The sequence below is a fragment of the Faecalibacterium prausnitzii genome (assembly GCF_049532945.1).
Lineage (GTDB): Bacteria > Bacillota > Clostridia > Oscillospirales > Ruminococcaceae > Faecalibacterium > Faecalibacterium prausnitzii_N.
In genome coordinates this window covers 2,817,818-2,843,180 of the sequence record NZ_CP186691.1, presented here as the reverse complement: position 1 = coordinate 2,843,180, position 25,363 = coordinate 2,817,818, and the positions used below count along the sequence as shown (strand labels likewise).

26 protein-coding genes, 1 pseudogene and 1 riboswitch are annotated in these 25,363 nt (G+C 59.5%); of the genes and pseudogenes, 15 read left to right on the top strand and 12 right to left on the bottom strand.

Annotation, left to right across the window (positions count from 1 at the left end; translation table 11 throughout):
* Window positions 1-27 precede the first annotated feature (27 nt).
* The 5 genes and pseudogenes from alaS to ACNQFG_RS14365 all read left to right on the top strand — a co-directional run.
* Window positions 28-2,700, top strand: a complete 2,673-nt coding sequence (gene alaS, locus ACNQFG_RS14385) for an alanine--tRNA ligase (RefSeq protein ID WP_423405347.1) — start codon at window positions 28-30, stop codon at window positions 2,698-2,700.
* A 145-nt stretch (window positions 2,701-2,845) separates the two neighbouring features.
* Complete coding sequence (locus ACNQFG_RS14380; RefSeq protein ID WP_005946271.1) at window positions 2,846-3,178, top strand: histidine triad nucleotide-binding protein; 333 nt, start codon at window positions 2,846-2,848, stop codon at window positions 3,176-3,178.
* A gap of 40 nt (window positions 3,179-3,218) precedes the next feature.
* The gene (locus ACNQFG_RS14375) at window positions 3,219-3,758 is read left to right on the top strand and encodes a phosphoribosyltransferase family protein (protein WP_423405346.1); all 540 of its coding nucleotides are present in this window, start codon (window positions 3,219-3,221) and stop codon (window positions 3,756-3,758) included.
* A 3-nt stretch (window positions 3,759-3,761) separates the two neighbouring features.
* A complete protein-coding gene (locus ACNQFG_RS14370; RefSeq protein ID WP_423405345.1) occupies window positions 3,762-4,994 on the top strand; it encodes a ComEC/Rec2 family competence protein in 1,233 nt (410 codons plus the stop codon).
* Window positions 4,958-5,212: pseudogene (locus tag ACNQFG_RS14365) on the top strand (ComEC/Rec2 family competence protein); the annotation flags it as partial. The gene ACNQFG_RS14370 and the pseudogene ACNQFG_RS14365, both read left to right, overlap by 37 nt.
* Before the next feature lie 593 nt (window positions 5,213-5,805).
* Here ACNQFG_RS14365 and ACNQFG_RS14360 read toward each other — a convergent pair.
* Window positions 5,806-6,702: an MBL fold metallo-hydrolase gene (locus ACNQFG_RS14360; protein WP_423405344.1), complete on the bottom strand. Its 897-nt coding sequence runs from the start codon at window positions 6,700-6,702 to the stop codon at window positions 5,806-5,808.
* A gap of 181 nt (window positions 6,703-6,883) precedes the next feature.
* Between ACNQFG_RS14360 and ACNQFG_RS14355 the strand changes: the two genes are divergently transcribed.
* Window positions 6,884-7,840 (top strand): ketopantoate reductase family protein, encoded by a 957-nt coding sequence (locus tag ACNQFG_RS14355; protein ID WP_423405343.1) that lies wholly within the window; start codon window positions 6,884-6,886, stop codon window positions 7,838-7,840.
* Window positions 7,841-7,892: 52 nt separating this feature from the next.
* On the opposite strand, the gene thiD is transcribed toward ACNQFG_RS14355, so the two are convergent.
* Window positions 7,893-8,681, bottom strand: a complete 789-nt coding sequence (gene thiD, locus ACNQFG_RS14350; RefSeq protein WP_423405342.1) for a bifunctional hydroxymethylpyrimidine kinase/phosphomethylpyrimidine kinase — start codon at window positions 8,679-8,681, stop codon at window positions 7,893-7,895.
* 199 nt (window positions 8,682-8,880) lie between these two features.
* Here thiD and ACNQFG_RS14345 point away from each other — a divergent pair, with 199 nt between their 5' ends.
* Window positions 8,881-9,444, top strand: coding sequence for a chromate transporter (locus ACNQFG_RS14345; RefSeq protein WP_118552654.1), 564 nt, complete (start codon window positions 8,881-8,883; stop codon window positions 9,442-9,444).
* Window positions 9,441-10,013 (top strand): chromate transporter, encoded by a 573-nt coding sequence (locus ACNQFG_RS14340; protein ID WP_423405341.1) that lies wholly within the window; start codon window positions 9,441-9,443, stop codon window positions 10,011-10,013. Before ACNQFG_RS14345 ends, ACNQFG_RS14340 begins: the two co-directional genes overlap by 4 nt.
* A 99-nt stretch (window positions 10,014-10,112) precedes the next feature.
* On the opposite strand, the gene ACNQFG_RS14335 is transcribed toward ACNQFG_RS14340, so the two are convergent.
* Window positions 10,113-10,373 carry a hypothetical protein gene (locus tag ACNQFG_RS14335; protein WP_423405340.1) on the bottom strand — a complete coding sequence of 87 codons (261 nt, stop codon included), beginning with the start codon at window positions 10,371-10,373 and terminating at the stop codon, window positions 10,113-10,115.
* Window positions 10,374-10,737: 364 nt separating this feature from the next.
* Between ACNQFG_RS14335 and ACNQFG_RS14330 the strand changes: the two genes are divergently transcribed.
* Both ACNQFG_RS14330 and ACNQFG_RS14325 read left to right on the top strand, forming a co-directional pair.
* Entirely contained in the window at window positions 10,738-10,905 is a 168-nt protein-coding gene (locus ACNQFG_RS14330) for a hypothetical protein (protein WP_179859538.1), read from the top strand.
* A 196-nt stretch (window positions 10,906-11,101) separates the two neighbouring features.
* On the top strand, window positions 11,102-11,731 hold the full coding sequence (locus ACNQFG_RS14325; protein WP_423406603.1) for a ZIP family metal transporter: 630 nt from the start codon (window positions 11,102-11,104) through the stop codon (window positions 11,729-11,731).
* A gap of 161 nt (window positions 11,732-11,892) precedes the next feature.
* Here ACNQFG_RS14325 and ACNQFG_RS14320 read toward each other — a convergent pair whose 3' ends face one another.
* Window positions 11,893-12,891 (bottom strand): mechanosensitive ion channel family protein, encoded by a 999-nt coding sequence (locus ACNQFG_RS14320; protein ID WP_423405339.1) that lies wholly within the window; start codon window positions 12,889-12,891, stop codon window positions 11,893-11,895.
* Window positions 12,892-13,008: 117 nt separating this feature from the next.
* Window positions 13,009-13,128, top strand: a riboswitch (FMN riboswitch).
* Window positions 13,129-13,271: 143 nt separating this feature from the next.
* Between ACNQFG_RS14320 and ACNQFG_RS14315 the strand changes: the two genes are divergently transcribed.
* Window positions 13,272-13,871 (top strand): ECF transporter S component, encoded by a 600-nt coding sequence (locus ACNQFG_RS14315; RefSeq protein WP_423405338.1) that lies wholly within the window; start codon window positions 13,272-13,274, stop codon window positions 13,869-13,871.
* Window positions 13,872-13,930: 59 nt separating this feature from the next.
* Here the strand turns inward: ACNQFG_RS14315 and ACNQFG_RS14310 are convergent, their stop codons facing one another.
* From ACNQFG_RS14310 to ACNQFG_RS14300, 3 genes are all read right to left on the bottom strand, one after another.
* A complete protein-coding gene (locus ACNQFG_RS14310; protein ID WP_423406535.1) occupies window positions 13,931-14,827 on the bottom strand; it encodes an IS3 family transposase in 897 nt (298 codons plus the stop codon).
* On the bottom strand, window positions 14,776-15,132 hold the full coding sequence (locus tag ACNQFG_RS14305; RefSeq protein WP_173016547.1) for a helix-turn-helix domain-containing protein: 357 nt from the start codon (window positions 15,130-15,132) through the stop codon (window positions 14,776-14,778). The genes ACNQFG_RS14310 and ACNQFG_RS14305 overlap by 52 nt, the downstream gene beginning before the upstream one ends.
* A gap of 92 nt (window positions 15,133-15,224) precedes the next feature.
* A complete protein-coding gene (locus ACNQFG_RS14300) occupies window positions 15,225-16,586 on the bottom strand; it encodes an MATE family efflux transporter (protein ID WP_423405337.1) in 1,362 nt (453 codons plus the stop codon).
* A gap of 258 nt (window positions 16,587-16,844) precedes the next feature.
* Here ACNQFG_RS14300 and ACNQFG_RS14295 point away from each other — a divergent pair, with 258 nt between their 5' ends.
* The gene (locus tag ACNQFG_RS14295) at window positions 16,845-17,789 is read left to right on the top strand and encodes a phospho-N-acetylmuramoyl-pentapeptide-transferase (protein WP_423405336.1); all 945 of its coding nucleotides are present in this window, start codon (window positions 16,845-16,847) and stop codon (window positions 17,787-17,789) included.
* A 324-nt stretch (window positions 17,790-18,113) separates the two neighbouring features.
* Here the strand turns inward: ACNQFG_RS14295 and ACNQFG_RS14290 are convergent, their stop codons facing one another.
* The 4 genes from ACNQFG_RS14290 to ACNQFG_RS14275 form a co-directional block, all read right to left on the bottom strand.
* A complete protein-coding gene (locus tag ACNQFG_RS14290; RefSeq protein ID WP_207698744.1) occupies window positions 18,114-19,457 on the bottom strand; it encodes an MATE family efflux transporter in 1,344 nt (447 codons plus the stop codon).
* Window positions 19,458-19,589: 132 nt separating this feature from the next.
* Window positions 19,590-20,438 carry a bifunctional 5,10-methylenetetrahydrofolate dehydrogenase/5,10-methenyltetrahydrofolate cyclohydrolase gene (locus tag ACNQFG_RS14285; protein ID WP_423405335.1) on the bottom strand — a complete coding sequence of 283 codons (849 nt, stop codon included), beginning with the start codon at window positions 20,436-20,438 and terminating at the stop codon, window positions 19,590-19,592.
* Between the two features lie 5 nt (window positions 20,439-20,443).
* Entirely contained in the window at window positions 20,444-21,076 is a 633-nt protein-coding gene (locus ACNQFG_RS14280; protein WP_423405334.1) for a cyclodeaminase/cyclohydrolase family protein, read from the bottom strand.
* On the bottom strand, window positions 21,051-21,638 hold the full coding sequence (locus ACNQFG_RS14275) for a 5-formyltetrahydrofolate cyclo-ligase (RefSeq protein ID WP_423405333.1): 588 nt from the start codon (window positions 21,636-21,638) through the stop codon (window positions 21,051-21,053). The genes ACNQFG_RS14280 and ACNQFG_RS14275 overlap by 26 nt, the downstream gene beginning before the upstream one ends.
* Window positions 21,639-21,876: 238 nt before the next feature.
* Between ACNQFG_RS14275 and glyA the strand changes: the two genes are divergently transcribed.
* The 3 genes from glyA to ACNQFG_RS14260 all read left to right on the top strand — a co-directional run bounded on the left by glyA (window position 21,877) and on the right by ACNQFG_RS14260 (window position 24,461).
* Complete coding sequence (glyA, locus tag ACNQFG_RS14270; protein ID WP_423405332.1) at window positions 21,877-23,130, top strand: serine hydroxymethyltransferase; 1,254 nt, start codon at window positions 21,877-21,879, stop codon at window positions 23,128-23,130.
* Window positions 23,131-23,352: 222 nt separating this feature from the next.
* Window positions 23,353-23,949: a histidine phosphatase family protein gene (locus ACNQFG_RS14265; RefSeq protein WP_423405331.1), complete on the top strand. Its 597-nt coding sequence runs from the start codon at window positions 23,353-23,355 to the stop codon at window positions 23,947-23,949.
* Window positions 23,946-24,461: a cob(I)yrinic acid a,c-diamide adenosyltransferase gene (locus ACNQFG_RS14260; protein ID WP_423405330.1), complete on the top strand. Its 516-nt coding sequence runs from the start codon at window positions 23,946-23,948 to the stop codon at window positions 24,459-24,461. The genes ACNQFG_RS14265 and ACNQFG_RS14260 overlap by 4 nt, the downstream gene beginning before the upstream one ends.
* A 46-nt stretch (window positions 24,462-24,507) precedes the next feature.
* Here the strand turns inward: ACNQFG_RS14260 and ACNQFG_RS14255 are convergent, their stop codons facing one another.
* Complete coding sequence (locus tag ACNQFG_RS14255; RefSeq protein ID WP_423405329.1) at window positions 24,508-25,236, bottom strand: hypothetical protein; 729 nt, start codon at window positions 25,234-25,236, stop codon at window positions 24,508-24,510.
* Window positions 25,237-25,363 lie beyond the last annotated feature (127 nt).

Sequence of the window (25,363 nt, the reverse complement as noted above, 5' to 3'; positions counted from 1 at the left end):
GGAAAAACCACGAGGAGAGATACAGTTATGCAATGGACCGGTTTGAATGAACTGCGTGAAAAGTACCTGAGCTTCTTTGAGAGCAAGGGCCACCTGCGTCTGGACAGCTTCCCGCTGGTGCCCAAGAACGACCCCAGCCTGCTGCTGATCAACAGCGGCATGGCCCCCATGAAAAAGTGGTTTCTGGCTCAGGAAGAGCCGCCCCGTCACCGCGTGACCACCTGCCAGAAGTGCATCCGCACCCCGGATATCGAGCGCGTGGGTATCACTGCCCGTCATGGCACCTTCTTTGAAATGCTGGGCAACTTCTCCTTCCAGGATTACTTCAAAGAGGAGGTCATTCCCTGGGCATGGGAGTTCCTGACTTCTGACGAGTGGATGGCCATTCCGAAGGACCGCCTGCACATCTCTGTGTACGAAGAGGACGACGAGGCTTACGATATCTGGACCAAGAAGGTGGGCATCGCCCCCGACCACATGGTGCGTCTGGGTAAGGAAGACAACTTCTGGGAGCATGGCTCCGGCCCGTGCGGCCCCTGCTCCGAGATCTACTTTGACCGCGGCCCCGAGTACGGCTGCGGCAAGCCGACCTGCGGCGTGGGCTGCGACTGCGACCGCTATATGGAGATCTGGAATCTGGTGTTCAGTCAGTTCGATGCCGACGGCAAGGGCCACTACGAGCGTCTGGCACGCCCCAACATTGATACCGGCATGGGTCTGGAGCGTCTGGCCTGCGTGATGCAGGGCGTGGGCAACCTGTTTGAGGTTGACACCGTGCAGAGCGTGCTGCACCATGTAGAGCACATTGCCAACAAGACCTACGGCGAGGACGACAAGACCGATAAGACCGATATCTCCATCCGTGTCATCACCGACCACATCCGCAGCTGCACCTTCATGGTGTCCGATGGCATCCTGCCTTCCAACGAGGGCCGCGGCTATGTGCTGCGCCGCCTGCTGCGCCGTGCTGCCCGCCATGGCCGTATGCTGGGCATCACCCGCCCGTTCCTGGTGGAGCTGGTGGAGACTGTCATCCAGTCCAGCGAGACCGCATACCCCGAGCTGCGCGAGCACGATGCTTATATCAAGAAGGTCATCGGCACCGAGGAGGCAAACTTTGCCCGCACCATTGATGCCGGCATGAACATCCTGAACAACATGATCGATGGTCTGGAAAAGGCACATGAGCATCTGCTGAAGGGCCTGGATGTGTTCAAGCTGAACGATACCTTCGGCTTCCCGCTGGATCTGACCAAGGAGATCGCTGCAGAGCAGGGCATTGAGATCGACGAGGAAGGCTTCCACGCCGAAATGACCAAGCAGAAGGAGCGTGCCCGTGCGGAGCGCCTGAAGAAGAACATCTCCGGCTGGAGCGAGGATCTGTTCGGTGCGCTGAATGCAGAGCCCACCGTCTTTACCGGCTACGAGACCCTGAACGACACCGGTGTCGTGGTCGCCCTGAGCGACGAGGAGACCCTGACCGACGCCATTGCTACTGATGAGGAAGCAAAGGACGGCGTGCTGGTGGTTCTGGATAAGACCCCCTTCTACGCTGAGATGGGCGGTCAGGCTGCGGACCACGGCATGCTGAACAGCGCCGACTGTAGCCTGCGCGTGCTGGATGTGAAGAAGACCCCCAAGGGCTACTACGTCCACACCTGCGTGCTGGAGAGCGGCATCGTGAAGGTGGGCGACCACCTGACCGCTCAGGTGGATAAGGAATACCGCATGGCAATTGCCCGCAACCACACCGCCACCCATCTGCTGCAGGCAGCTCTGCGTGAAGTGCTGGGCGACCACGTCCATCAGGCAGGCTCCTATCAGGATGCAGAGATCACTCACTTCGACTTTACCCACTTCAGCGCTGTCACTCCCGAGGAGCTGGCCCGCGTGCAGAAGATCGTGAACGATAAAATCTACGAGTCCATGAACGTCACCGTCCGGGAAATGCCCATTGAGGAAGCCAAGAAGCTGGGTGCAATGGCTCTGTTCGGCGAAAAGTACGGCAAGGTCGTGCGTGTTGTGGACATCGAGGGCTGGTCTACCGAGTTCTGCGGCGGCACCCACGTGAAGAATACCGCCCAGATCGGCGGCTTCAAGATCGTGAGCGAGGCCTCCGTTGCTGCGGGCATCCGCCGCATCGAGGCTGTCACCGGCCGCAACCTGCTGATCCGTGCAAACCTGCAGGAGGCTATGCTGCATACCGTGGCAAACACCCTGAAGGCAAACAACGTGACCGCTCTGCCCGTCCGTGCCGAGGCCGTGATGGCTGAGAACAAGGCTCTGGCCAAGGAGCTGGAAGAGATCAAGGCACAGGTCGCCGCTTCCAAGGTGACCAGCCTGTTTGACAATGCCGAAGAGATCGGCGGCGTGAAGATCGCTTCTGCATACTTCACCGGCACCACCGGCGACACCCTGCGCGGCATGTGCGATACCGTCCGCGACAAGGCTGTGAAGCCCGCTGTGGCGGTTCTGGTGGGCAAGGCTGAGGATAAGATCACCATGGCTGTCACTGTGACCAAACAGGCACAGGAAAAGGGCCTGAAGGCCGGTGCTCTGGTCAAGGAGATCGCTGCCATTGCCGGCGGCAAGGGCGGCGGCAAGCCGGACTTTGCAATGGCCGGCCTGAAGGATGAGACCAAGATCGACGAAGCTCTGGCTGCTGTCGGCGCCATCGTCAAGAAGGCTCTGGGCGAATAAGAAAACGGGTTCGCCCTCTCCGTCAGCGCTGACGCGCTGCCAAAGTTTATGGTTTTGCCAAGGGCTCTCTCTTTGGGAGAGCTGGACGCAAAGCGGCCTGAGAGGGCGGGGACGTTTATAAAATATCAGGAAGGAGTTGTTTCCCATGGAAGATTGTCTGTTCTGTATGATCGCGGAGGGGAAAATCCCCTCCAAGAAGCTGTACGAGGACGAGCAGGTGGTGGCGTTTTACGACATCAACCCGCAGGCCAAGGTGCACTTTCTGGTGGTGCCCAAAAAGCACATTGTCTCTGCCGCTGCGCTGACCGAAGAGGACGGCGCACTGCTGGGCCATATCTTTGCAGTGATCGCAAAGCTGGCTGCGGAGCAGGGCCTGAACAACGGCTACCGCGTCATTTCCAATGTTGGCGAGGACGCAGGCCAGACCGTGAAACATCTGCATTTCCATGTTCTGGGCGGCGAAAAGCTGCCTGTCTGAGCCAAAACCAAACGGAACTACAAAGAGAAGGGGAATTGTTATGGCTGAGACCTATACTCTGCACGTTGCAGGCCTGACCCGTGAGCTGACCATCTGCAAGGTGAATGACCACATGGACATTGCTGCTTTTATCATGCTGGGTGATGCCGAGCTGACCGTGGCTGCTGCCGCTGAACTGCTGAAGAAGTGCCCGGATTTTGATATCCTGCTGACCGCCGAGGCCAAGGGCATCCCTCTGGCACACGAGATGAGCCGCCAGAGCGGCAAGCCCTACGTCTGCGCACGCAAGGGCGAAAAGCTGTATATGACCGACCCCGTGGTGGTGGAGGATCAGTCCATTACCACCGCAGGCAAGCAGAAGCTGGTCATCGACCGCAAGGAGCTGGACAAGATGAGCGGCAAGCGCGTTCTGGTGGTGGACGATGTCATTTCCACTGGCGGTTCGCTCAAGGCTCTGGACGCGCTGGCTGAGCAGACCCAGTGCACCATTGTGGGCCAGGCCGCTGTTCTGGCCGAGGGCGATGCAGCTGAGCGCAAGGATATCATCTTCCTGGAGCCGCTGCCCCTCTTCCTGCACTAAATCATGAGACGCCCGCTCTGCCTCTTTTGCGCCGGTGCGCTGGGGGTGGAGTTGGTGTGCGCCTTTTTGCCGCAAGCATGGCTTTTGCCGCTGCTTGCGGCAATTTTTGTTTGCGGGCTCCTTGCCGCTGTGCTGGGCCGAAAGCCCCTGAAACTGGGCGGCATTCTGCTGCTGGCAGGGGCCGTGCTGGGCCTGGGGGCGGTGCTGCGCACCCACGCCCGGCTGAACGCCCTGCAGACCGCCTATGACGGCACCTCTGTCACGCTGACCGCCGAGGTGGAGCAGGTCCGCACCTCCTTTTATCCGGGCGTCGTGGATGCCGTTCTCCGTGTGGAAACGGTGGACGGCGAAGCAGCGGACTTCCGCGTGGAATGCGCCGCCCTGCCGAGATGCAGCGCCGGGGAGCGGGTGCGCGGGACCTTTGCGCTGGAAGCACTGCCGGAAGGAGAACAGCGTTCCGCCTATGCCGACGGCATTGCGCTGAATGCGGAGCTTGCCGGGGGCACCAAGCTGGAACGTCTGGGAGAAAGCCGCTCGTTCCGCGCCCGGACGGCCCGCCTGCAAAGCCGGTTGAGCGCTGCGCTGCGGCGCGGCATGGCGGAGGACCCGGCGGGTGTTCTGGCCGCAATGGTCACGGGTGACCGCTCCCATCTCTCCACCCGCCTCCGGAATGCGTACCGCGGGGCTGGGCTTTCCCATGTGCTGGTCGTCAGCGGAATGCACGTCTCCATCCTCTGCGGAAGTGTACTGGCCCGGTTCCGACTGAAACGCAGAAAACTTCGCAGCTACGCCAGTTGCCGCCGGAATGCTCTGCTTCGGGCCGGGATGGCAGTGCTGCTGGTGGGAGTGACCAGCTTCACGCCGTCCGTCCTCCGGGCCGGGGCAGCCGTGTGGATCAGCGCGCTGGGCGTCTGGGTTTACGGCCCGGCGGATGCGCTGACCTCTCTCGGCGTGGCGGGTGTGCTGATGACCGCAGGCAACAGCTATGCAGTGTGCGATATCGGCTTTGAACTTTCGTTTGCGGCGGTGCTGGGGACACTGGCGGGTGCCGCACTGGCCCGCCGCAGTGCAGAGCGGTGGGAAGAAAAACGCCGCCGCAACAAAAAAACCGCCGGCAAACGCGGCGGAGTCCTTGCAAACTGTCTGCGGCAGCAGGGGCAGCGGTGTGGGAGACGCTCTGCGTCTCCGGCTGTGCCTGTATGGCGACCTTTCCGGTGCTGGTGCTGCGGGGCCTGAGCACCAGCCTGTATGCGCTGGTCTCCAGCGTGGCCGTGCTCTGGCTGGTCGAACCGATCCTCTTGCTGGGGCTGGCGGCAGCACTCACTGGGCTGGCCCCGGCGCTGGAGCCGCTGCACCGGGCCACGGCGTTCGGGGCAGAAGTTCTGGTGGACCTGCTCGACCACTGGGCCCTGTGGGTGTCCGGCTGGCCGGGTGCGCAGATCTATTTTAATACGGCCTACGCGGCGCTCGTCTGCCTGCTGCTGGCTGCGCTGCTGGGGCTGGCCTGGCACTGGAACATCCGGCTGCGGGCGGCGGTGCCCGCTGTGCTGCTCACAGCGGCGCTGGCCATCGGGGCCGGAAACGCCTTCAGCCGGGATGTGGTCCGCGTAGAACTGGTGGGCAGTAAAATGGCTCCGGCGGTCGTCCTCTCGCAGAACGACCGGGCCGTCGTGCTCTACCGGGGCGGGCAGACCACCCGGAGGGCCGTGGAGACGGCGCTGGAACGCCGGAGCATCCGGACGGTGGAAGCGCTCATCGACCTGCGGATGGACCCGCAGGAGCCTTACACTCTCCGTGCAGAGCAGACCGTCCGGGCAGCTCGGCTGGCTGCGAATACGACCCAAACGCTCCGGACCGACACGGCGTCGCTGGAAGTCCTGCGCACACAGACCGGCTGTGCAGTGCGGTTCACCATCGAGGGGCAGTCGTTTGTGACCCTAAGCGGCACGGTGCGGTTTGCCCAGCCGCTGGAGGTGGACTGGCTGCTGGCGTCGATGGCCAGACCGGACGGTGTGCGCTATCAGGGCCTTCTCACCCGTAGAACAGACTACCGCTGGATGGACGAGGACGGCGGCGGGCAGGAGAAAACACTGCTGTCCTTCCGGCCTGCATCGGCCTGGAAGAGCAGCCGCTCGCCCAGCGCAGGCAGGGCGAAACAGGCGGCGGGGTCCAGCTGACGCAGGGCCGCAGCGAACCGCAGCGGGTCCACGGTGTTGCCCTGCACCATGTCGTAATGGGTGGGGATGGTGCAGGCCGCGCCCAGCCGGACGGCCAGCTGAGCGGCCTCCTCGGCTTCCAGATTGCCGATGCAGTTGCGCTGGGTGCGGAAGAAGTCCTGCCCGTTGATGGGGGCCAGCAGCAGGTCGGGGCGGGGGAGCGCCCGCAGCGTTTCGTACAGATGGGGCGTCAGGTAGGTGTCGCCCAGGTGCACGACCGTAAAGCCGCCGAAGGTAAGCTGATACCCCAGCGCCATGCCGGGGTCGCCCGCATCCAGAATGTGCTCCGGGTGGGCGGCGGAAAAGGCCCGGACGGTGACCCCGCCCAGCGGCAGGATGGAACCTTCCTGCACCGTTGTGATGCGGTCTGCAGGGATGCCGTATTCGGCGGCGAGGGCAGAGCACCCGGCGGGCAGAACGAACCGGGCGGCGGGATGCCGGGCCAGCCCGCACAGGGTATCTTTTGCCATGTGGTCGGCGTGGCCGTGGGTGCAGAGCACGAGGTCTGCCCGCAGTGCCTCCGGTGCAAAGGGAGCTGGGTAGCAGCGGCGGGAGCCGCTGGGGCCGGTCAGGTCGCTGAGCACCGGGTCGATGCAGACGACGGTGTCCTCGTACTTGAAAATGAACCCGCACTGGCCGATAGACCAGACGGCCAGCTGGCTGGCGGGGAGCCGGGTGGATGAAATTTCGTTGAGCAGGGCCTGCCCGCTGCGGTGCCAATGTTCCATGGTACTTCTCCTTTTTTGAAATCGACAGCTTGAGATTTTATTATAGAGGAGCGGACGGCACTTTGCAAGGAAAACAGAGCAGGCCCGCCCCCAAAAGAATATCCGGCAGGGCAGCATCTTGCAAAGAGGCGCGGCTTCGTGCTAGAATGAAAGCGCAATACAAAACGAGGGGGAACGAAGAATGAAGATGCAAACTGTGGCGGTGCTGGGAGCCGGTGCCGTGGGTTCGTATGTGATCTGGGGTCTGGCCGAAAAGCCGGGCATCCGGCTGGGGGTGCTGGCCGAGGGCGAACGCGCCGCGCGGCTGAAGGCAAACGGCATTGGCATCAACGGCAGGACCTACCGCCCGGAGGTCTGGGCACCGGAGGAGGCCCACGGGGTGGACTTTCTCGTGGTCTGCCTGAAATACGGTGCGCTGCCCGGCGCAATGGACAGCATCCGGAAGGCCGTGGGAGAGCACACGGTGGTCATGAGCCTGATGAACGGCGTGGACAGTGAGGAGCGCATCGCTGCTGAGGTGGGGGATGCGCATGTCATCCGCTCGCTCATCAAGGTGGCGTCTCATAAGGAGGCCGACGGTTTCCACTTTGACCCGGACGCCACGCTGGGCATCATCTTCGGTGAACAGGAGGCACCGTTCCAGAGCGAGCGGGTGCAGGCCATCGTGGAACTGTTCGAGGGGAGCGGCATCCACTACCGGGTCACAGAGCACATCCGGGAAGAGATGTGGGCCAAGTTCCGCCTGAACGTCTGCAACAACCTGCCCCAGGCCATCCTGGGCGCGGGCGTGGGCTGCTACCGGGACAGCGTACACATGCAGGCCATCAGCGACGGTCTGCGCCGGGAGCTGGAAGCCATTGCAGCGGCCAAAGGCATCGACCTGCGCATCGCCGATGCCGCTGCCGGGCGGGGCAGTGCCGTGCCGCCCACGGCCCGCTACTCCACATTGCAGGATCTGGACGCCGGACGCCACACCGAGATCGACATGTTCTCCGGTGCCCTGATGCGGATGGGTGCAGAGCTGGGCATCCCGACGCCGTACAACGAATACACCTACCACATGATCAAGGCACTGGAAGAAAAGAACGACGGCCGGTTCGACTATACCGGCAGCGAGGCGGTCACCTGGGCAAAATAACGCAGACCGAAGCCCCCATCCCTGCGGTGCAGAGACGGGGGCTTCGTGCCGTTTAATCGAGGAAGAGCTTGTGCATGTGGTTCATGGGGCCGGAGCCATGGCCCAGATCCAGCATGGCAGAAAGACAGCCGGAAATGTATTCCTTGGCCCGCTCGACCGAGGAGTCGAGGTCATAGCCCTTTGCCAGATTGGACGCAATGGCGCTGGATAGGGTGCAGCCGGTGCCGTGGGTATTGGGGTTTGCAATGCGCTTGCCGCGGAACCATTTGCCGCAGCCGTCCCGCCACAGAAGGTCGTCGGCATCATTGATCTGGTGGCCGCCCTTGCAGAGGACGGAACAGCCGTACTGCTCGCTGATCTTCCGGGCGGCGGCTTCCATCCCGGCGGCGTCGGTGATGGGCAGGCCGGAAAGGATCTCAGCCTCCGGAATGTTGGGGGTGACCACCTCTGCCATGGGCAGCAGCTTTTCGGTCAGTGCCTGCACGGCATCGTCCCGCAGCAGCTTGGAGCCGGAGGTGGCAACCATCACCGGGTCCACCACGATGTGTTTTGCCTCATAGAAGCGCAGCCGCTCGGCGATGGTGCGGATGAGCGGTGCCGAGGATACCATGCCGATCTTGACGGCATCCGGGTAGATGTCGGTGAACACGGCGTCCAGCTGAGCGGCCAGAAACTCCGGCGTCGTCTCAAAAATGCCGGTCACACCTGTGGTGTTCTGGGCAGTCAGTGCGGTAATGGCGCTCATGGCGTACACGCCGTTTGCAGTCATGGTTTTGATATCGGCCTGGATGCCAGCACCGCCGCTGGAATCGCTGCCGGCAATCGTCAATGCGGTTTTCATGAAATAAGACCTCTTTTCTGTAACATCAGGTGTCTGTGTTCAGTATACCATGCCGCGCGGAGAAAGAGAAGAGCTGCGCCGCTTTCTGCACGGAGATCCAATCTCTGCGGGCGGGGCGATTCTTGACAGGAGGGCGGCAGGGCGATATAGTAAGGAGACATGGAACAAACAAACGATTCATTTTTGGGAGGGAACCGGAATGAAAAAGATTTCGACCCTGTTCTGGACATTCCTGAAGATCGGCGCGTTTACCTTTGGCGGCGGCTATGCCATGGTCGCCCTGCTGGAGCACGAATTCGTCGAGGAAAAGCAGTGGGTGTCCAGAGAGGAATTTCTGGATATGGTCGCCATCGCCGAGTCTACGCCCGGCCCCGTGGCGGTGAACAGCGCCACCTACATCGGCTATAAGATCGACGGCACCGCCGGAGCGGCAGCTTCCACGGTGGCCGTCTGCATCCCGTCCTTTGTGGTCATCTACTGCATCTCGCTGTTTTTTGACCGCTTTCTGAGCCTGACGGTGGTGGCCCATGCGTTCCGGGGCATCCAGGTCTGCGTCATCTACCTCATCCTCTCGGCGGGGCTGAAGATGCTGCGCCAGCTGGAACGGAATGCGTTCAACGTCTGCATTCTGGCGGCAGTCATCGCGGCCATGGTGGGCTGTTCGGTGGCGGCGGTGTCGTTTTCGTCCATCTACTACATCCTGCTCAGCGGGGCAGCGGGGGTTCTGCTCTATCTTGTGAAGAAAGCGGGTGCGGGAAGATGATCTATGTGCAGCTGTTCCTGAACTTTCTCATGATCGGTGCGCTGTCCTTTGGCGGCGGCTACGGGATGATCTCGCTGGTGCGGGAGACTGTGCTTTCGCATGGCTGGCTGACCGAGAGCGATTTTTTGAGCTTCATTGCCGTGTCGGAATCCACACCCGGCCCGCTGGCCATCAATATGGCCACCTTCATCGGCTCCTCGCAAGGAGGGCTGCTGGGTGCGTTTTTCGCCACGCTGGGGGTGGTGCTGCCGTCTTTTGTGATCATTCTGCTCATCGCGGCAGTGCTGCAAAACCTGATGAAGTATGCAGGAGTGGAAGCTTTCCTCTCCGGGGTGCGGCCCTGCGTGGTGGCAATGATCCTGGCCACGGCCCTGACCATGGCGCTCTCCACGCTGGCGGGCTTCACGACCGTGGGCGGCGGGGTCTCCGTTTCGGCCCGGTCGGCGGCGGTGTTTGCCCTTTTGTGGGCGGTGCACTTCGCCTACAAAAAGGTAATAAAAAAAGCCCCCTCGCCGATCGGAATGATCGTTCTGGCAGCAGGGTTGGGCATCCTGTTCTGGGGCGTCTGACCCATTCGGGAGAAGTTTCAATAAAAAACAGAATGCCGCCCCGCAGGCTCTCACCTGTGGGGCGGCATTCCGCTATTTGCAATGGGACAAGATCAGAACTTAGGCGGCAGTGGAAGAAGCAGCCACAGAGGAAGCGGCCTCGCTGGAAGCGGCCTCAGAAGAAGCGGCCTCAGAAGATGCAGCTTCAGAGGATGCGGCTTCGCTGGAAGCTGCCTCAGAGGAAGCAGAGACCGAAGCAACGGAAGAAGCCGCAGACTCTGCGGTAGAAGAAGCGGCAGTGGAAGAAGAGCCGCCGCAAGCGGTCATGCCAACAGCCAGAGCCAGAGCAACAACAGCAACACAAACATTCTTGAGTTTCATATCTAAAATCTCCTTACGATCCAAAAAATTCACAGCCGACCCCTCACAGGCGGGGTCGTTCTGCAAAATGATATTCTAGTCCGTTTGTCAAAAAAATCAAGGGCTTTTCGGCAAAGATTGCATTCACAAAGGAAAATCCACACATTTGTTAGAAATATTGCCCAAAAGTCAAGGCTTTTTTAGCAGACTGTCATTTTCACAAAATCTGCAAAACCAGGCAAAAGAAGGACGTACAAAAGCCGCTGCACCAACGGTGCAGAATCCTAGTTTGAATATCCGATTTATGGGACGGCAAAAGTGTATAATGGAAAACAGAATAGGAAAGACCTGTTCGGGACAGAAACAACAGCAGGAGGACACCGCGATGAAAGACTTTGATTTTGGTTACTTTGGCACCGGGGATGAGGGCTATGCACAGTATATGACCGCGTTCGACCGCAATTTCGGCGGCGAAGATACGGACAGCGCGTTCGCCTCGGACGATGACGGAGCGTGCGGCGATGCCGACGCAGAAGACGACGATCCCTTCTGAAACAGGGACGATCCCGTTCACCACATTCCTCTTTCCTGCATAGAACGGCGGGAAGGGGGAATGCGTTTTGAACGGGATCTTTTTTCTGTTGGCGGCGGTCCTGCTGCTGCCAGCCTGCTGCACGACGGTGGGGGCGGCCGGTGTCTTTCTGATGCGGCCGACGCAGGAGCCGAAGACGCGGCGGATGCTCTGCGGCATGGCAGCGGGCATCATGCTGGCGGCCAGTGTGTGGAGCCTGCTGCTGCCGGCCGTCCAGCGGGCAGAGGAGGGGCCGCTGCCTGCGTGGCTCCCGCCCACGGCGGGGCTGGTCATCGGAGCAGTGGGCCTGCTGCGGCTGGAACAGGCGGCGGGGACGCTGCTGACAGGTGCCGGGGCCGGGCACGGCGGACGTATGGTGCTGGCTGTAACATTGCACAACCTGCCCGAGGGTATGGTGGTGGGTCTGGCGGCTGCGCTGGCGCTGTCCGGGGAGGCGGACGCCATGAGTGGCGCGCTGGCTCTGGCGCTGGGCATCGGGCTGCAGAACATTCCGGAGGGCGCGGCGGTCAGCCTGCCGCTATTGCAAAACGGGGAGAGCCGGAAGCGGGCGTTCGGGGCTGGGCTGGCCTCCGGGCTGGTGGAGCCGCTGGGGGCGCTGCTGGCATTGGCCCTGGCGGGCTGGGTGCAGGCCGCTCTGCCCTGGCTGATGAGCGCTGCCGCCGGGTGCATGGTCTGCGTGACGGCGCAAGAGATGATCCCCGAAGCCGTGGAGGCCGATGAGCCTGCCGGGGTCATCAGTGTGGTGCTGGGCTTCGCACTGATGATGGCACTGGATGTGGCCTTGTGAGTGCAATGCACGAAAACTCCATCTGCCTGCAAACAAAAAACTCCCTCGTGAGAGGGAGCGGAAGGGTGCAGCTCAGGAGCCGGACTTTTCGATATACACGCTGGTGGAGGGGAACGCAAAATCCACACCGTCGGCCTGCATGATGTCCATAATGTTCAGGTTCAGGTCGTTCTGCTCTGCAAAAATTCCGCATAGGCGTTGGTCAGCAGGTAGGCGGAGACCAGAATGTTGATGCTGGAATCGCCAAAGTTTGCAAGCTGTACGATGTTGGTACCCTTGTTGGTGTAAGGGCTTGCGTCCAGCATGGTCTGCAAGTCTTTCATCAGCTGTTCCAGCTTCGGGCGGGTGGTGCTATAGGTGACACCCAGATTGAACTTGTAGGGCCGCATGGTGCGCAGGGCGGCGTTCTGCACGGTGGAAGAGCAGATCTTACTGTTGGTGACGATGCTGACCGTTTTGTCCATGGCACGGATGCGGGTGGAACGGAAGTTGATGTCGATCACTTCGCCTTCCACATCGCCCACAGTGATCCAGTCGCCCACCGAGAAGGGCTTGTCCAGCAGAATCACGATGCCGGAAAACAGGTTGCTGGCGCTTTCCTGTGCGGCCAGCGAGATGGTCAGACCAACCAGACCGGCACCGGCGACAATGCTGCCGATGGGAAAGCCGATGACCTGCGCGATGGTGGCAACGCCGAGCACGACCACCAGCACCTTGTAGGTCGTGTTCAGCAGGGCGAGCAGGGTCTTGTTGGAGCGGATCTCCGGGCTGCAGGAAGCCAGCAGCAGGTCGGCCAGATCCGAGGCTTGGTACAGACCCTCGCAGAACAGAAAGCTCATCACGACCTTGTAGGCCACGAGCAGGAATCTGGGCAGGCCGGTGATGGCCCACGGCAGGCTGGTCAGCGCGAGGTAGAGGCCGGTGAAGACGGCCATCCGTTCCAGCGGGCGATCCAGACTGCGCAGCAGGATGGGGGTGGCGGCAAAATGCCAGCTGCGGGCCTGCAGGATGGGGAAGAGCTTCCTGTGCAGCAGCAGGGAGACCAGCGCCCCGGCGGCAAAGAGCAGCAGCGCACAGACGCAGCGCGCCGCCAGGGCAAGCCAGCCTTCCAGATAGAGGGAACCGATCTCGAACGCGAGATCGCGGATGGAAAAGATCATGGCAAAAACTCCTCGGAAATAAAATATTACGCCTCAGTATACCATAAAGCGCGCGGAAAGGGCAACCGAAATTGGGGGTTGACAAGTGCAGCCCGGCGCGTTATACTCTGCCCAGAAAGTTCGTTTCAGGGCGGGGTGAGATTCCCCACTGGCGGTAAAGTCCGCGACCACCCGCAAGGGTGCTGACCCGGTGCAACTCCGGGACCAACGGTATAGTCCGGATGCAAGAAACGGCAGGCAAATCGTTGTCTACGCGCCCTGTTGCAGTGTTTGCTGCGGCGGGGCGCGTTTTTGGTTGTCTTCCCGGTTCCGGTACGGCGCGAAAAGGGCTTTCCAGTTCAATTGAGCGGGGCGATGCGCCCCCACGGGAGGAAATTACCATGAAAAGAAACACGACCCACAACTTGACCGTAGCCGCCATGCTCAGCGCGGTGGCCTTTATCCTGATGTTCATTGAGTTTCCCATTCCGATGCTCATTCCGTCCTTCGTCAAGATGGACTTTTCTGACCTGCCGGCTCTGCTGGGTGCCTTTGCTCTCGGCCCGGTGTACGGTGTGGTCATCAGCTTTATGAAGAACCTGCTGCACATCGTTATCAAGGGCACTTCCACTGCATGCGTGGGCGAGCTGTGCAACTTCATGCTGGGTGCGGTTTTCTCGGTCACGGCGGGCTGCATTTACAAGCACCGCAAGAGCCGCAAAACGGCCATCCTCGGTGCGCTGATCGGTGCAGCGGCCATGGCTGTGTTCAGCGTACCGTCCAACTACTTCATCACCTATCCGGCCTATGTGCAGTTCTACCACATGCCGCTGGAAGCCATCCTCGGCATGTATCAGGCCATCCTGCCTTCTGCAGACAGCCTCATCAAGTGCCTTGTCATCTTCAATATGCCCTTCACGCTGGTCAAAGGCCTGCTGGATGCAGTGCTGTGCATGCTGATCTACAAGCCGCTGTCTCCCATCCTGCACGGCAGAAAGTAAAAAAGGAAAAGACCCTCTCCGTCATTGAAATGAACCCAAAAAGTTAGACAAAAATTGAATTAAGCAGCTCCAACGGTCTGAATCCTGTACTGTACAGGGCTCAGACCGTTTAGTTTTAATTTGATTCGGCGATTGTTGTAATAGTCGATGTAATCGACAATAGCCTTTTCGAGCTGGTCAATGGAATCAAATTTTTCCAGATAGAACAGCTCCGTCTTGAGCAGTCCGAAGAAGTTCTCGGCAACAGCATTGTCCAGACAAGTGGCTTTCCGAGACATACTTTGCGTAATTCCTTTTGCTTTCAGTAGATTCTGGTAGGACTTCATCTGGTATTGCCAGCCCTGATCCGAATGCAGAGTCAGATTGTCAACCTTGTCCGGCAGCTTTTGAAAAGCACCTTCCAGCATATCCGTGATTTGCTTAAAGTTCGGATGGCGGCTCAGATTGTAGCTGACAACTTCGCCATTGAACAAATCAAGAATTGGAGACAGGTAGAGTTGCTGGTCGTTCACTTTGAACTCGGTAACATCTGTGACCCATTTCCGATTCGGCTGGTCTGTCTTGAAATGCCGTTCCAGCAGGTTTGGAGCTACTTCTCCAACTTCGCCTTTGTAAGAACTGTACTTCCTTTTTGCACGAATCTGACAGACTAAACCAAGCTGCTTCATGAGTTTCCGAACCGTCTTGTGGTTCACACAAATATCGTTGTTATGCAGTTCTTTTGTGATTCTGCGGTATCCGTATCGTTTTTTGTTCTCGTTGAAGATTATAACAATCTGTTCCTTTACCATCTGGTATTTGGCAGGATTCTGAGACTGGTGCAGATAGTAGTAGAACGTGCTGCGAGGAAGTCCGGCAAGTTGCAGCAGTGCTTTCAGAGGGTATTTCTGCCTTAGTTCCTGAACTACTTGTGCTTTCTGTTTTGGCGTTCCTCTTCCAGCACCAAGGCATTCAATTTTTTTAAGTAGTCGATTTCCATCCGAAGCCGCTGATTTTCTGCAATAAGATCTTCTTCTACTTGCTTATCCAGCTTTGGCTTCCGACCTTTCTGCGTCCCACTGGCGGCACAGGCTCGTCCTCGACGCTCTAACAGAAGTGCTTCTTCTCCTTCCTCCCAATAAATGCGCTCCCAGTCCCTGAGTGTACGGTCCGAAATGCCATATTCTCTGGACGCTCCCTTAAAGCTCAGGTTTTCTCTGTGGATTCGTTTAATGATTTCTACCTTCTGCGTTCCGTTGTACTTTCGTTGTCCCTTTGGCATACAAAAACACCCCATTTCCTAAACAGTATACCATACTGTCTAACAAATGGGGTGCAGTTCACATTGCTTCGCAATGCCGGAGAGGGTCTTTTTTAGGTTAAGGCTCCCTTTTCCAGCCACTTGCCGCGGGAAAGGCGGAAGAGGAAGAGCAGGCCGCGGATGCAGAGCTCACAGCACATGGAGCCCCACACGCCCGCCAGCCCGAACCGGGGCGCAAAGAAGGAGGCCAGCGTGAGCCGGATGCCCCACATGCTGACAAGGTTCAGCACAAAGCATCCCGTGCTGTCTCCGGCACCCTGCATGGCACCGCTGGCAACGATACTGGCACCGAACATCGGTTCGGCCAGTGCTTCAATGCGCAGCACCCGCGCACCCAGCGCGATGACGGCGGCGTCAGCGGTGAAGATGCCCATCAGCGCCGGGGCAAACACCCACAGCCCCATGCCGGACAGCGCCATGATGCCTATGCCCATGCCGGTGCATAGCCAGGCGAACCGCCTGGCCATGTCCTTCCGGTTGGCACCCACAGCCTGCCCGATGAGGGCGATGGCGGCATCCTGGATGCCGTAACCGGCCATGTAGCACAGCCCCTCGGCGCTGACGCCGAGGCTGTTGGCGGCGATGGCCACCGTGCCCAGCCCCGACACGATGCGCACCAGCACCACCTGCGCCGAGGAGAGGGCTGCGCGCTCTGCGGCCAGCGGGGCACCCACCCGCCAGAGGTTGAGCAGGCAGGCGCGGGTGATCTTCCAGGAGCCGGGCTTGCGGATGCACAGCGGGCCGTCTCGCAGCAGCAGGATGGCCAGCGCCAGCAGCCCGCCGATTACGTTGGAAAGGGCGGTGCCCAGCGCCGCACCCGGAACGCCCAGCCCGGCACCCCAGACGGTGACGCGGGTGCCGAAGAGGGGCAGCGTCCGGGTGGGGTTGATGAGGAAAAAGTTGAACACGACGTCCAGCCCGCAGACGAGGACGCTGATGAGGCCGGGCGTCAGGGCGTCGCCGGTGGCACGGAGCATGGCGGCGTACATGCCCATGGCCATGGTGAAGGGGAGGGCGGCCGACCAGATGGCAAAGTAGGCCGAAGCATCCGCCTGCAGGGAAGGGTCGGCACCCAGCCATCCGGGCAGAAAGCGGCTGATGCCAATGCCGAACCCTGCCGCCGCCAGACCCAGGATGAGGTTGAAGAGCATGGCCTGCCGCAGCACACCGCGTGCGTCGGCCTGGCGGTCGGCGCCGAGATACTGCGCGATCTGGATGGAAAAAGCAGTGTACAGCCCCACCAGGATGCCGTGGAGCAGCCACGTGCTGGAACTGACGATGCCGATGGCGGCCGTGGCTTCGGCCCCGATGTGGCCCACCATGGCGGCGTCGATGTATTCCATGGCGGTGACGACCATCTGCTGCAAAATGGAAGGGACGCTCAGCGCCAGCACGACCTGCGCTGTTTCCCGCAAGGGGATGTCCTCCCCCGGCGCATCCGGGAGGAGAGCTGTTCGAGTGAAAGTGTCATGGCTTCTCCTGTTCGCATAAAAAATGCCCCGTACAGGGGGACAGAGTATACCTATTATATAAGGAAGAATGAAAAATGTCAAACCGGCGTGTTTTGTGCGCAGGAGATTGATTTTTTCAGCCGGGCGTGATACACTTTCCTTACCTATGAGTGAAACAACAGGAGCGGCGCTGTGTGCTGCTCCGGGAAAGAGGAAAATCGTATGCTCCAACTGTTATCGGGCAGTCAGCGCACCGTGGACGCGCTGGGATTTTTACTGGCTTTTGCGCTGACGGCGCTGATGGATTCGGTCTTCCGGGAGAAGCTCCCCCACGACCATGGCCGCGCATTTGCGGTGAACGGCGAGCTTTCCAAAGGCAAGGCCCGCGGCTCCGGCCTCATCTTCGTGCTCTGCATCGCGCTGGTCACGCTGGCGGTGGTACCGCTGCGCACCGAGTATATCATCTATACCGTGCTGCTCATCGCCTCCATGCTCTCTGGCTATTTTGACGATGCCTCCGAGGTGGCCTGGAACGAATACAAAAAAGGCCTCATCGACCTCGTCATCGCCATTGTGGCGGGTGTGACCTACCTGAACTTCAACAGCACCACCGTGAACTTTTTGCAGTGGAGCTTTGCCATCCCGTATCCGCTCTACCTCGTGCTCATCGTCGTCCTCATCTGGGCCAGCATCAACGTCGTCAACTGCACCGACGGTGTGGACGGCCTGTCGGCCAGCCTGGCGGTGGTCAGCATCGGCACCTTCCTGCTGGCTTACGGCGAGGAACTGGGGGACTACAGCACTGCCGCCATCGTCTTCATCGGCGCACTGCTGGCCTACCTGTGGATGAATGCTAAGCCGTCCAGCCTGCTGATGGGCGATGCCGGCAGCCGCGCAATGGGCTTCTTCCTCGCGGTGCTGGCGCTCAAGAGCAGCCACCCGTTCTCCTTCCTGCTGGCGGCGCTGGTCTTTATCGTGGATGGCAGTCTGGGCATCCTGAAGATCAGCCTGAAGCGCTTTTTGCACATTTCCATCCTCAAGAACACCCGCACCCCTCTGCACGACCACGCCCGCAAGAATAAGGGCTGGAGCGACGAGCAGGTGGTGGCCCGCTGGCTCATCCTGCAGGCGGTGGCTTCGGCCTGGCTTCTGCTGCTGACCCGGTAATCGACAAAAATAAAGGTCTGACTTTGTACAGCTTTACAAAACACGGAAATCTGCGCGGAAAAAGTTGTTGCAATTTTCAGATTGAAAGCGAACGAAAAAAACGCTATACTTTAAGCATCGAAAGCAAAGGCGCTTGGTGAACACTCACCGAGCGCCTTTTTTCGTACCCTGCAAAGGCAAATATGCTGTGTTGAGAGGCACTCTTTTTGAAAATTGCGATAGTGCAAATCATCACAAGATTTGAACCAGCCTGAGCAGTCAGAAGAGCATCCAGCGTTCGTGCCTTGAATTTACGCAGGAAAAGCACCTCTCCACTGCATGAAATCATTGAGATACCGCCGCTTTATCCTCTGGCCACGATCTTCTGAGCGCCGCATAGGAAATAAGGAAGTTTGCAAGCCAACCTGCCGGGACTGCAAGCCAAACAAAAGCAATGCCAAAACGCGGTGCACAAATCAAAGCAACAGACAAGCGGATTGCAAGGTTTACCATATTTGCAATAAGAAACGGCCGCATGATTCCAAGTCCGCGAAGAACGCCATCCGTTGCCATCTTGATGCCCATGAAGATGAAAAAGTAACCAAGCCATCTCATATAATCACCGGACACCTGATAGGCCAACGCGGTTCCGTCTTTTCCCAAGAACAACGAGGAAATCTGTGTGTGCAGTGTTTCAATGACCACGAAAGCAAGAACTGCAAAGCATAGATCCAACACCAGTGCAGCATGATACCCTTTTTTGATACGCTCAATTTTCTTTGCGCCAAGATTCTGGGATACAAACGGCGAAACTGCATTGCCGATGGATACGAAGATCAGCGAAAAAACATTTTCTACCCGCATCGTTGCCGCATACCCGGCAAGTGCCTGTGTGCCGAAGGGATTTACCACTGCCTGCACGATCATCATACCGATAGACACTGTGGACTGCTGCAAAACCGATGGTACCGCAATGCGAAGCGTGGAATACAGCTCCTGCCGGTCGAACCTGCTAAAGGAGCTCTTGTATTGCCGCATCCGAGACAGAAAGATCAAAAACGAAAACACGGCAGAAATTCCTTGTGCGATCAAGGTCGCAAGGGCTGCACCAAACACCCCCAGACCAAGACCGGCCACCATCCAGAGATCCATAAAAATATTCAGGATAGATGAGAATATCAGCAGTCCCAACGGAATTTTGGATTCACCGATGGAAGTGAACATGGTGGAAAGAATGTTGTACATGAATAGAAATGGGAAACCCACAAAGTAGACACGCAGATACAATACTGCTTCTTCCAATATATCGGCAGGGGTCTGTAATCCGCTCATCATGAAATGGGAAAAGCAAAAGCCAAAGACACCAAGGACAACGCTTAAGATCAAAAAGCTGATCAGGGACGTTGACACAATGGTTTTCATTTTACCATAATTTTTTGCACCAAAATAGCGGCTTACAAGCACACCTGCGCCCACGCCAGCACCAAGCGCCACACAAATAAAAACATTGGTCAGTGCAGCACAAGCACCAACAGCCGCAAGTGCCGAGGAGCCAACAAATTGACCAACTATTATGGAATCGGCCATATTATATACTTGTTGAAAAAAGCTTCCAAGGATCATCGGCATCGCAAAAACAGTCAGCGCTTTAAGGGGTGGATCTGTGATCAAATATTCATCTTTCGACATGATTATATTCCTTCCAAAAATCGTTTATCGCAAATTTTATCGCAAGTTAAGAAATTCGTGCAACATTCAAACGGCATCTTTGCGATATGCAATTCACCGCTGTTGCATTAAAAGTTGAATTGCTATCGTTTGTCACAGCGTTTTTTCTGCGGCATCCACCACATGGCCGACCAGCACGGAGGTGGTCACGGTGCCCACGCCGCCGGGTACCGGGGTAATGGCCTCGACGAGGGGTTCTGCCTCGTCAAAGCGGACGTCGCCGCAGAGCTTTCCCTCTGCGTTGACATGGATGCCCACATCGACCACGACCTGGCCTTCGCGCAGGCAGTCGCTGCCGATGAAGCCCTGCCGCCCCATGGCAACGACCGCGATGTCGGCCTCTTTGCAGATGGCGGGCAGGTTCTGCGTGCGGGAATTGCAGATGGTCACGGTGGCGTTCTCGCGGTCCAGCATCATGGCTGCGGGCTTGCCTACCACAAGGCTGCGGCCCACTACGACAGCGCGCCTGCCGGAAAGCGGAATGTTGTAATACTTCAGGATCTCAAGGCAGGCCTGCGCGGTGCAGGGAGCATAGCCGAGATCGGTATTAGTGAACACACCGGCCAGAGAATCGTCCGTGATGCCGTCAATGTCCTTTTCCGGAGCCAGCGCTGCGCGGACGGCGCGGTCATCGAACTGCCTGGGCAGAGGGCGGAAGAGCAGACAGCCGTGGATGGACGGGTCTGCGTTGATCTTCCGGATGACCTCCAGAAGCGCGTCCTGTGCAGCATCTTCGGGCAGAAGGAACTGCTTTACGGCGACGCCCACCTTGCTGCAGCGGGTCAGGACGCCTTTTTCGTAGGAAAGGTCGTCCGGGCGGGCACCCACACGCACCACGGCCAGCGTGGGTACGACGTCCTTTTCCCGCATTGCAGCGCAGCGGGCGGCGTTTGCTTCGTTCATAGCGGCTACAACGGGTGCGCCCTTCAAAATCGTTGCCATCAGAATTACCCCCTCGATGAATGTGTGAGTTTCTCGTAGATCTGGTCGGCCTGCGGCACAAACTCCGCCAGCATGGCGTCGGCCTGTGTATTCAGGGCGGTGGCGCGGGCGTTGTCGGCCATCAGCCGGGTGTTGATGGAGACATTGAGCCCGGCGGCCTGCAGGGCGGCTTTGCAGAACAGCGCAGCGCACCCGGCATCCGATACGGCCATCACACTGCCTTTTTCGGCGTATTCCGCCGCCAGCGTGATGCCCTCACAGCAGGCGGACATGATCTCCAGCGGCACAGCACAGGCCCCTTCCAGCGCGGCCTCCAGCACAGCGGCTTTGTGGGCCTGCTGCTCCGGGGTCTCTTTGGGCAGCTTGTAGGCTGCGGCCAGCGGTGTAAAGGCGTCGGCGTCGGCCTGTACCAGCCCTTCCAGCCGCTTGCGGAGGGCGGCGGCACGGCGGTTCAGGATGAGGATGTCCGCCTCCACGGCGGCATATTTTTTCTTGCCGACGGTCAGGCTGCCGACCATATTGCCAAGGGCGGCACCGGCGGCACCCACCAGAGCTGCGGCCCCGCCGCCGCCCGGTGCCGGGGCGCTGCCGGCAAGGTCTTCTAAAAACGCCTCACAGCTCAAATTCATCAGTTCCACGATAGATCCTCTCCTCTGTTACAAATCCGTCCAGCCGCTGGTCGTGCGCGTCCACAGCGGCCTGCTCCACCCGCTGCGCCTCAAAGGCGGTGCCGAGCAGTACAGCGTTCCGGCAGCGGGGCAGGTAGCGGTCATAGTAGCCTTTTCCCATCCCGACGCGGCGGCAGGCGGCATCAAAGGCCGTGCAGGGCACCAGCACCAGGTCAAGCGCTTCGGGCGGGAGCAGCTGCGCCCGTTCCGGGATGGGGGTGCGGATGCCGTACTGTCCCATCTCCCAGCCGTCCGGGCCGGGCACAGCGGCCGTCAGGGTGAAGTCCGCGCCGCAGATGGGGTAGGCGACGGTCTTGCCCTGCTGCACCGCCTCCGCCAGCAAAGCGGACAGGTCTGCCTCCCCGCCGAATGCGGCATAGGCAAGGAGCGTCCGGGCGTTCTGAAAGCAGTTCAGTGCTGCGATGCGGCGGCACAGCGCGGCGTCTGCGGCAGAACGTGCGGCGGCGGAAAGCGCCCGCCGTGCGGCAATGCCCACTTTGCGCTGGGCTGCTTTTTGCATGGAATGATCCATCTGCGGTTTCCTCCCTCGTTTTCGTCGGAGTTTGTGTGGGTCGATTCTGAAAAGTTGCACAAACGCGGGAACGGATTTTCACACAGATATAATAAACGCTGGCCGCAAAAAAAGCAAGGGTTTAGGCGAAAATATGGTTGCGCATCGGGGTTGATTTTGTTATCATAAAGAGGAGGGGAGCAAGGCTCACTTCGGAGCCGCTCTGCCCGGAACGATCTGTCAGAGAGGGGTAGTAAAAATGTACGATGAAATGATGAACACCATCGGTCTGGTGGGCAAGGCTGACCCAGAGCTGGCTGCGGCGATGGGCCGCGAGCTGACCCGTCAGCGGGAGAACATCGAGCTGATCGCCAGCGAGAACATCGTTTCGCCCGCCGTGATGGCTGCGATGGGCACAGTGCTGACCAACAAGTACGCCGAGGGCCTGCCCGGCAAGCGCTACTATGGCGGCTGTGTCTATGTGGACGAGGTGGAGAACATTGCCATCGAGCGTGCCTGCAAGCTGTTCGGCGCAAAATATGCCAATGTTCAGCCCCACTCCGGTGCACAGGCCAATCTGGCAGTTTATTTTGCTCTGCTGGATCTGGGCGATACTGTCATGGGCATGGATCTGTCTCAGGGCGGCCATCTGACCCACGGTTCTCCGGTGAACATGTCCGGCAAGAACTATAACTTTGTCTCTTACGGTGTCAATGCCGATGGCGTGATCGACTATGCTGAGCTGGAAAAGCAGGTTAAAAAGGTGCGCCCCAAGCTGATCGTGGCCGGTGCATCTGCATATCCCCGTGCCATCGATTTTGAGAAGATCGCTGAGATCGCCCACGGCTATGGTGCATATCTGATGGTGGATATGGCCCACATTGCCGGTCTGGTGGCAGGCGGCTATCACCAGAGCCCTGTGCCGTATGCTGATGTTGTGACCACCACCACCCACAAGACCCTGCGCGGCCCCCGCGGCGGTCTGATCCTGACCAACAATCCCATTCTTGCAAAGCGCATCAATTCTGCCGTGTTCCCCGGCACCCAGGGCGGCCCGCTGGAGCATGTGATCGCCGCAAAAGCTGTCTGCTTTGGTGAAGCACTGAAGCCGGAGTTCAAGGAATATGCCCGCAAGATCGTGGAGAATGCACAGGCTCTGGCAGCAGAGCTGCAGGCACGCGGTGTCAAGCTGGTATCCGGCGGCACCGACAACCACCTCATGCTGATCGACCTGCGTGACGAGGAGTGCACCGGCAAGGAGCTGGAAGCACGTCTGGACAGCGTGCACATCACCGCCAATAAGAACACTGTCCCCGGCGAGACCCGCAGCCCGTTCGTGACTTCTGGCGTGCGTCTGGGCACCCCGGCTGTTACCACCCGCGGCATGGGCGTGGCCGAGATGAAGGTGATCGCCGACTGCATCGCCGATTGCATCTGGCACTACGACGAGAAGCGGGACGACATCTCAGCCCGCGTTCTGGCGCTCACCAAGGCGTTCCCCCTGTACGAATAAGAACGGTCAAATTTCTGGCACCTGCTGCACATCCTGCGGCGGGTGCTTTTTTGCGCTTGACAAAAGGCGCACGGGCATGTCATACGGATACGCGTGGTTGGATATTGCAAACCAAAAAGAATGCTGTGGCAGGCGGGGGAAGAATGAACCGTGGGCGGCTTGTATCTTTTGCGGAAATCGGCTATAATGGGGCGGCAAAAGGATGAAAAAGGAGACAACACCATGTGGATCTATCTGCTGCGCCATGGCAGAACTGAATACAACGCCCAGAAACGGTATCAGGGCCAGCGGGACATCCCGCTTTCGCCCGAAAGCGCGGCCCAGCTGCGGCGGGCGGACTTTTCCCCGGAGGTCGTCTACGTGACGCCGCTGCAGCGCACGTCGCAGACGGCAAAGATCCTCTTTCCGGATGCAAAATTGGTGCCGGTGGAGGGGCTGAAGGAGATGAACTTCGGCCGGTTCGAGGGGCAGAAGTTCGTCCGTGTGGAGCAGGACCCGGAGTATCTGGAGTGGGTCCGGCAGAACGAAGCCAGCGCTCACCCGGACGGGGAGCGGAAGAGCGATTTCTGTGACCGCGTCTGCGCGGCGTTTGCCGCTCTGGTGGACAAGGCACTTGCCGACGGCGAAGAGCGGCTGGTCATTCTGGCCCACGGCGGCACCCAGATGGCCGCCATGGAGCGGTTCGCGGTGCCGCACAAGACCTTCCACGCATGGTGCGGGCCCAACGCGGGCGGCTTTGTGCTGGACGCCTGCGACTGGAAGGCGGAACACATCCTGCACGTGGTGAAAACCGTCCAGTACACGGAGGAAAACGCATGATGGAGCGCGGATTGCTGCATCTCTATTGGGGCGATGGAAAGGGCAAGACCACCGCTGCCATGGGCCTTGCGCTGCGCGCATTGGGCAGCGGAAAGCGGGTGGTGATCCTGCAGTTCCTCAAAGGCGGCAAAAGCGGCGAGGTGCCGCTGCTGGAACAGCTGGGTGCAAAGGTGTACCGCGGCAAGGCGGGGCAGAAATTCGTGTTCCAGATGAACGAAGCGGAAAAGGCGGCTACGCGGGCGCTGCAAAATGAGAACCTCCGGGCTGCTATGGCCCAGCCGGCCGATCTGCTTCTTCTGGATGAGGCCGGTTCCGCATGGGAACTGGATATGGTGGACAAAGAGCTGCTTCAGTCGGCGGTTCTGCACCGGCCGGATGAGCAGGAATGCGTGCTTACTGCCCATGCTGCGCCGCAGTGGATGCTGGATGCGGCGGATTACAGCACCGAGATGAAGTGCTGCCGCCACCCCTACCAGAAGGGCATCGCCGCCCGGCAGGGGATCGAATATTGAAAAAAGTGCCCCGCCCTCTGGTTTTCCAGAGAGCGGGGCACGATTGTCATACGGTGGCCAGCACCGCCAGGATGCTCTGCCAGTGGGGGTTCTGCGCGGCAGGGGCAGCGCGGCGCGGGGCCGGGCGCTGGGCAGGAGAACGGACAGCGTCCGCCGGGCAGGTGAAGGGCGAGCAAAGCTCCGCCTGCCACTGCGCGGCCAGCTCCATGGCCTGCGGGCAGTTTTGCAGGGTGCGGCGCTCGCTCCCGGCCAGAAAATCACCCAGCCAGCAAAGCAGCGCAGCGAGAGGCAGGCAGTCAGCGGCCTGTGTGCTCCAATAGCACCAGTGTCCGCCACGGCCCACATAGCTGTCCACGGTGATGAGTGCCCCATCGCGGGCCGACTGCGGCAGGGAAGGGCAGGAGGTGTCCGAAAGAAGTCGGAGCTGGTTCACGAGAAATTCCGTGCGGGCCGGGTCAAAGGCATCGTCCCGGATGCAGGCGGAAAAGTCCGCTGCGTCCAACAGGGCGTCCGCTTTGGTGGGAAAACGGCCGGTCATTTCGCCGGATGCGTTGTGGCACAGCTGCCAGCCCTTGCGGAACAGCTGGAAGTTCAGGTAGCGGCGACCCATGGTGGAATAGAAGACCCGTGCGCGGCCGGATGCGTTCCGGCGCAGCTCGATGTAAGCATCCGCGCCGCCAAGGTCCTGCACCTTTACGCTCAAAATCAACGAGAAATCGCGCTTCTGTGCGGACATGACCTGGTGCATCTGCTCGAAGTAACGATTGGCATCCATAGCGGGTCTCCTTCCTCGTACAACCATTGATTCGTTCTTTTCTGGCTGTATTATAGCATAAGTTGTCACAAATTACAACTAAAAGTTTGAAGATTGCAAAAATATTTTTGCACATTGGGGGAAAGGG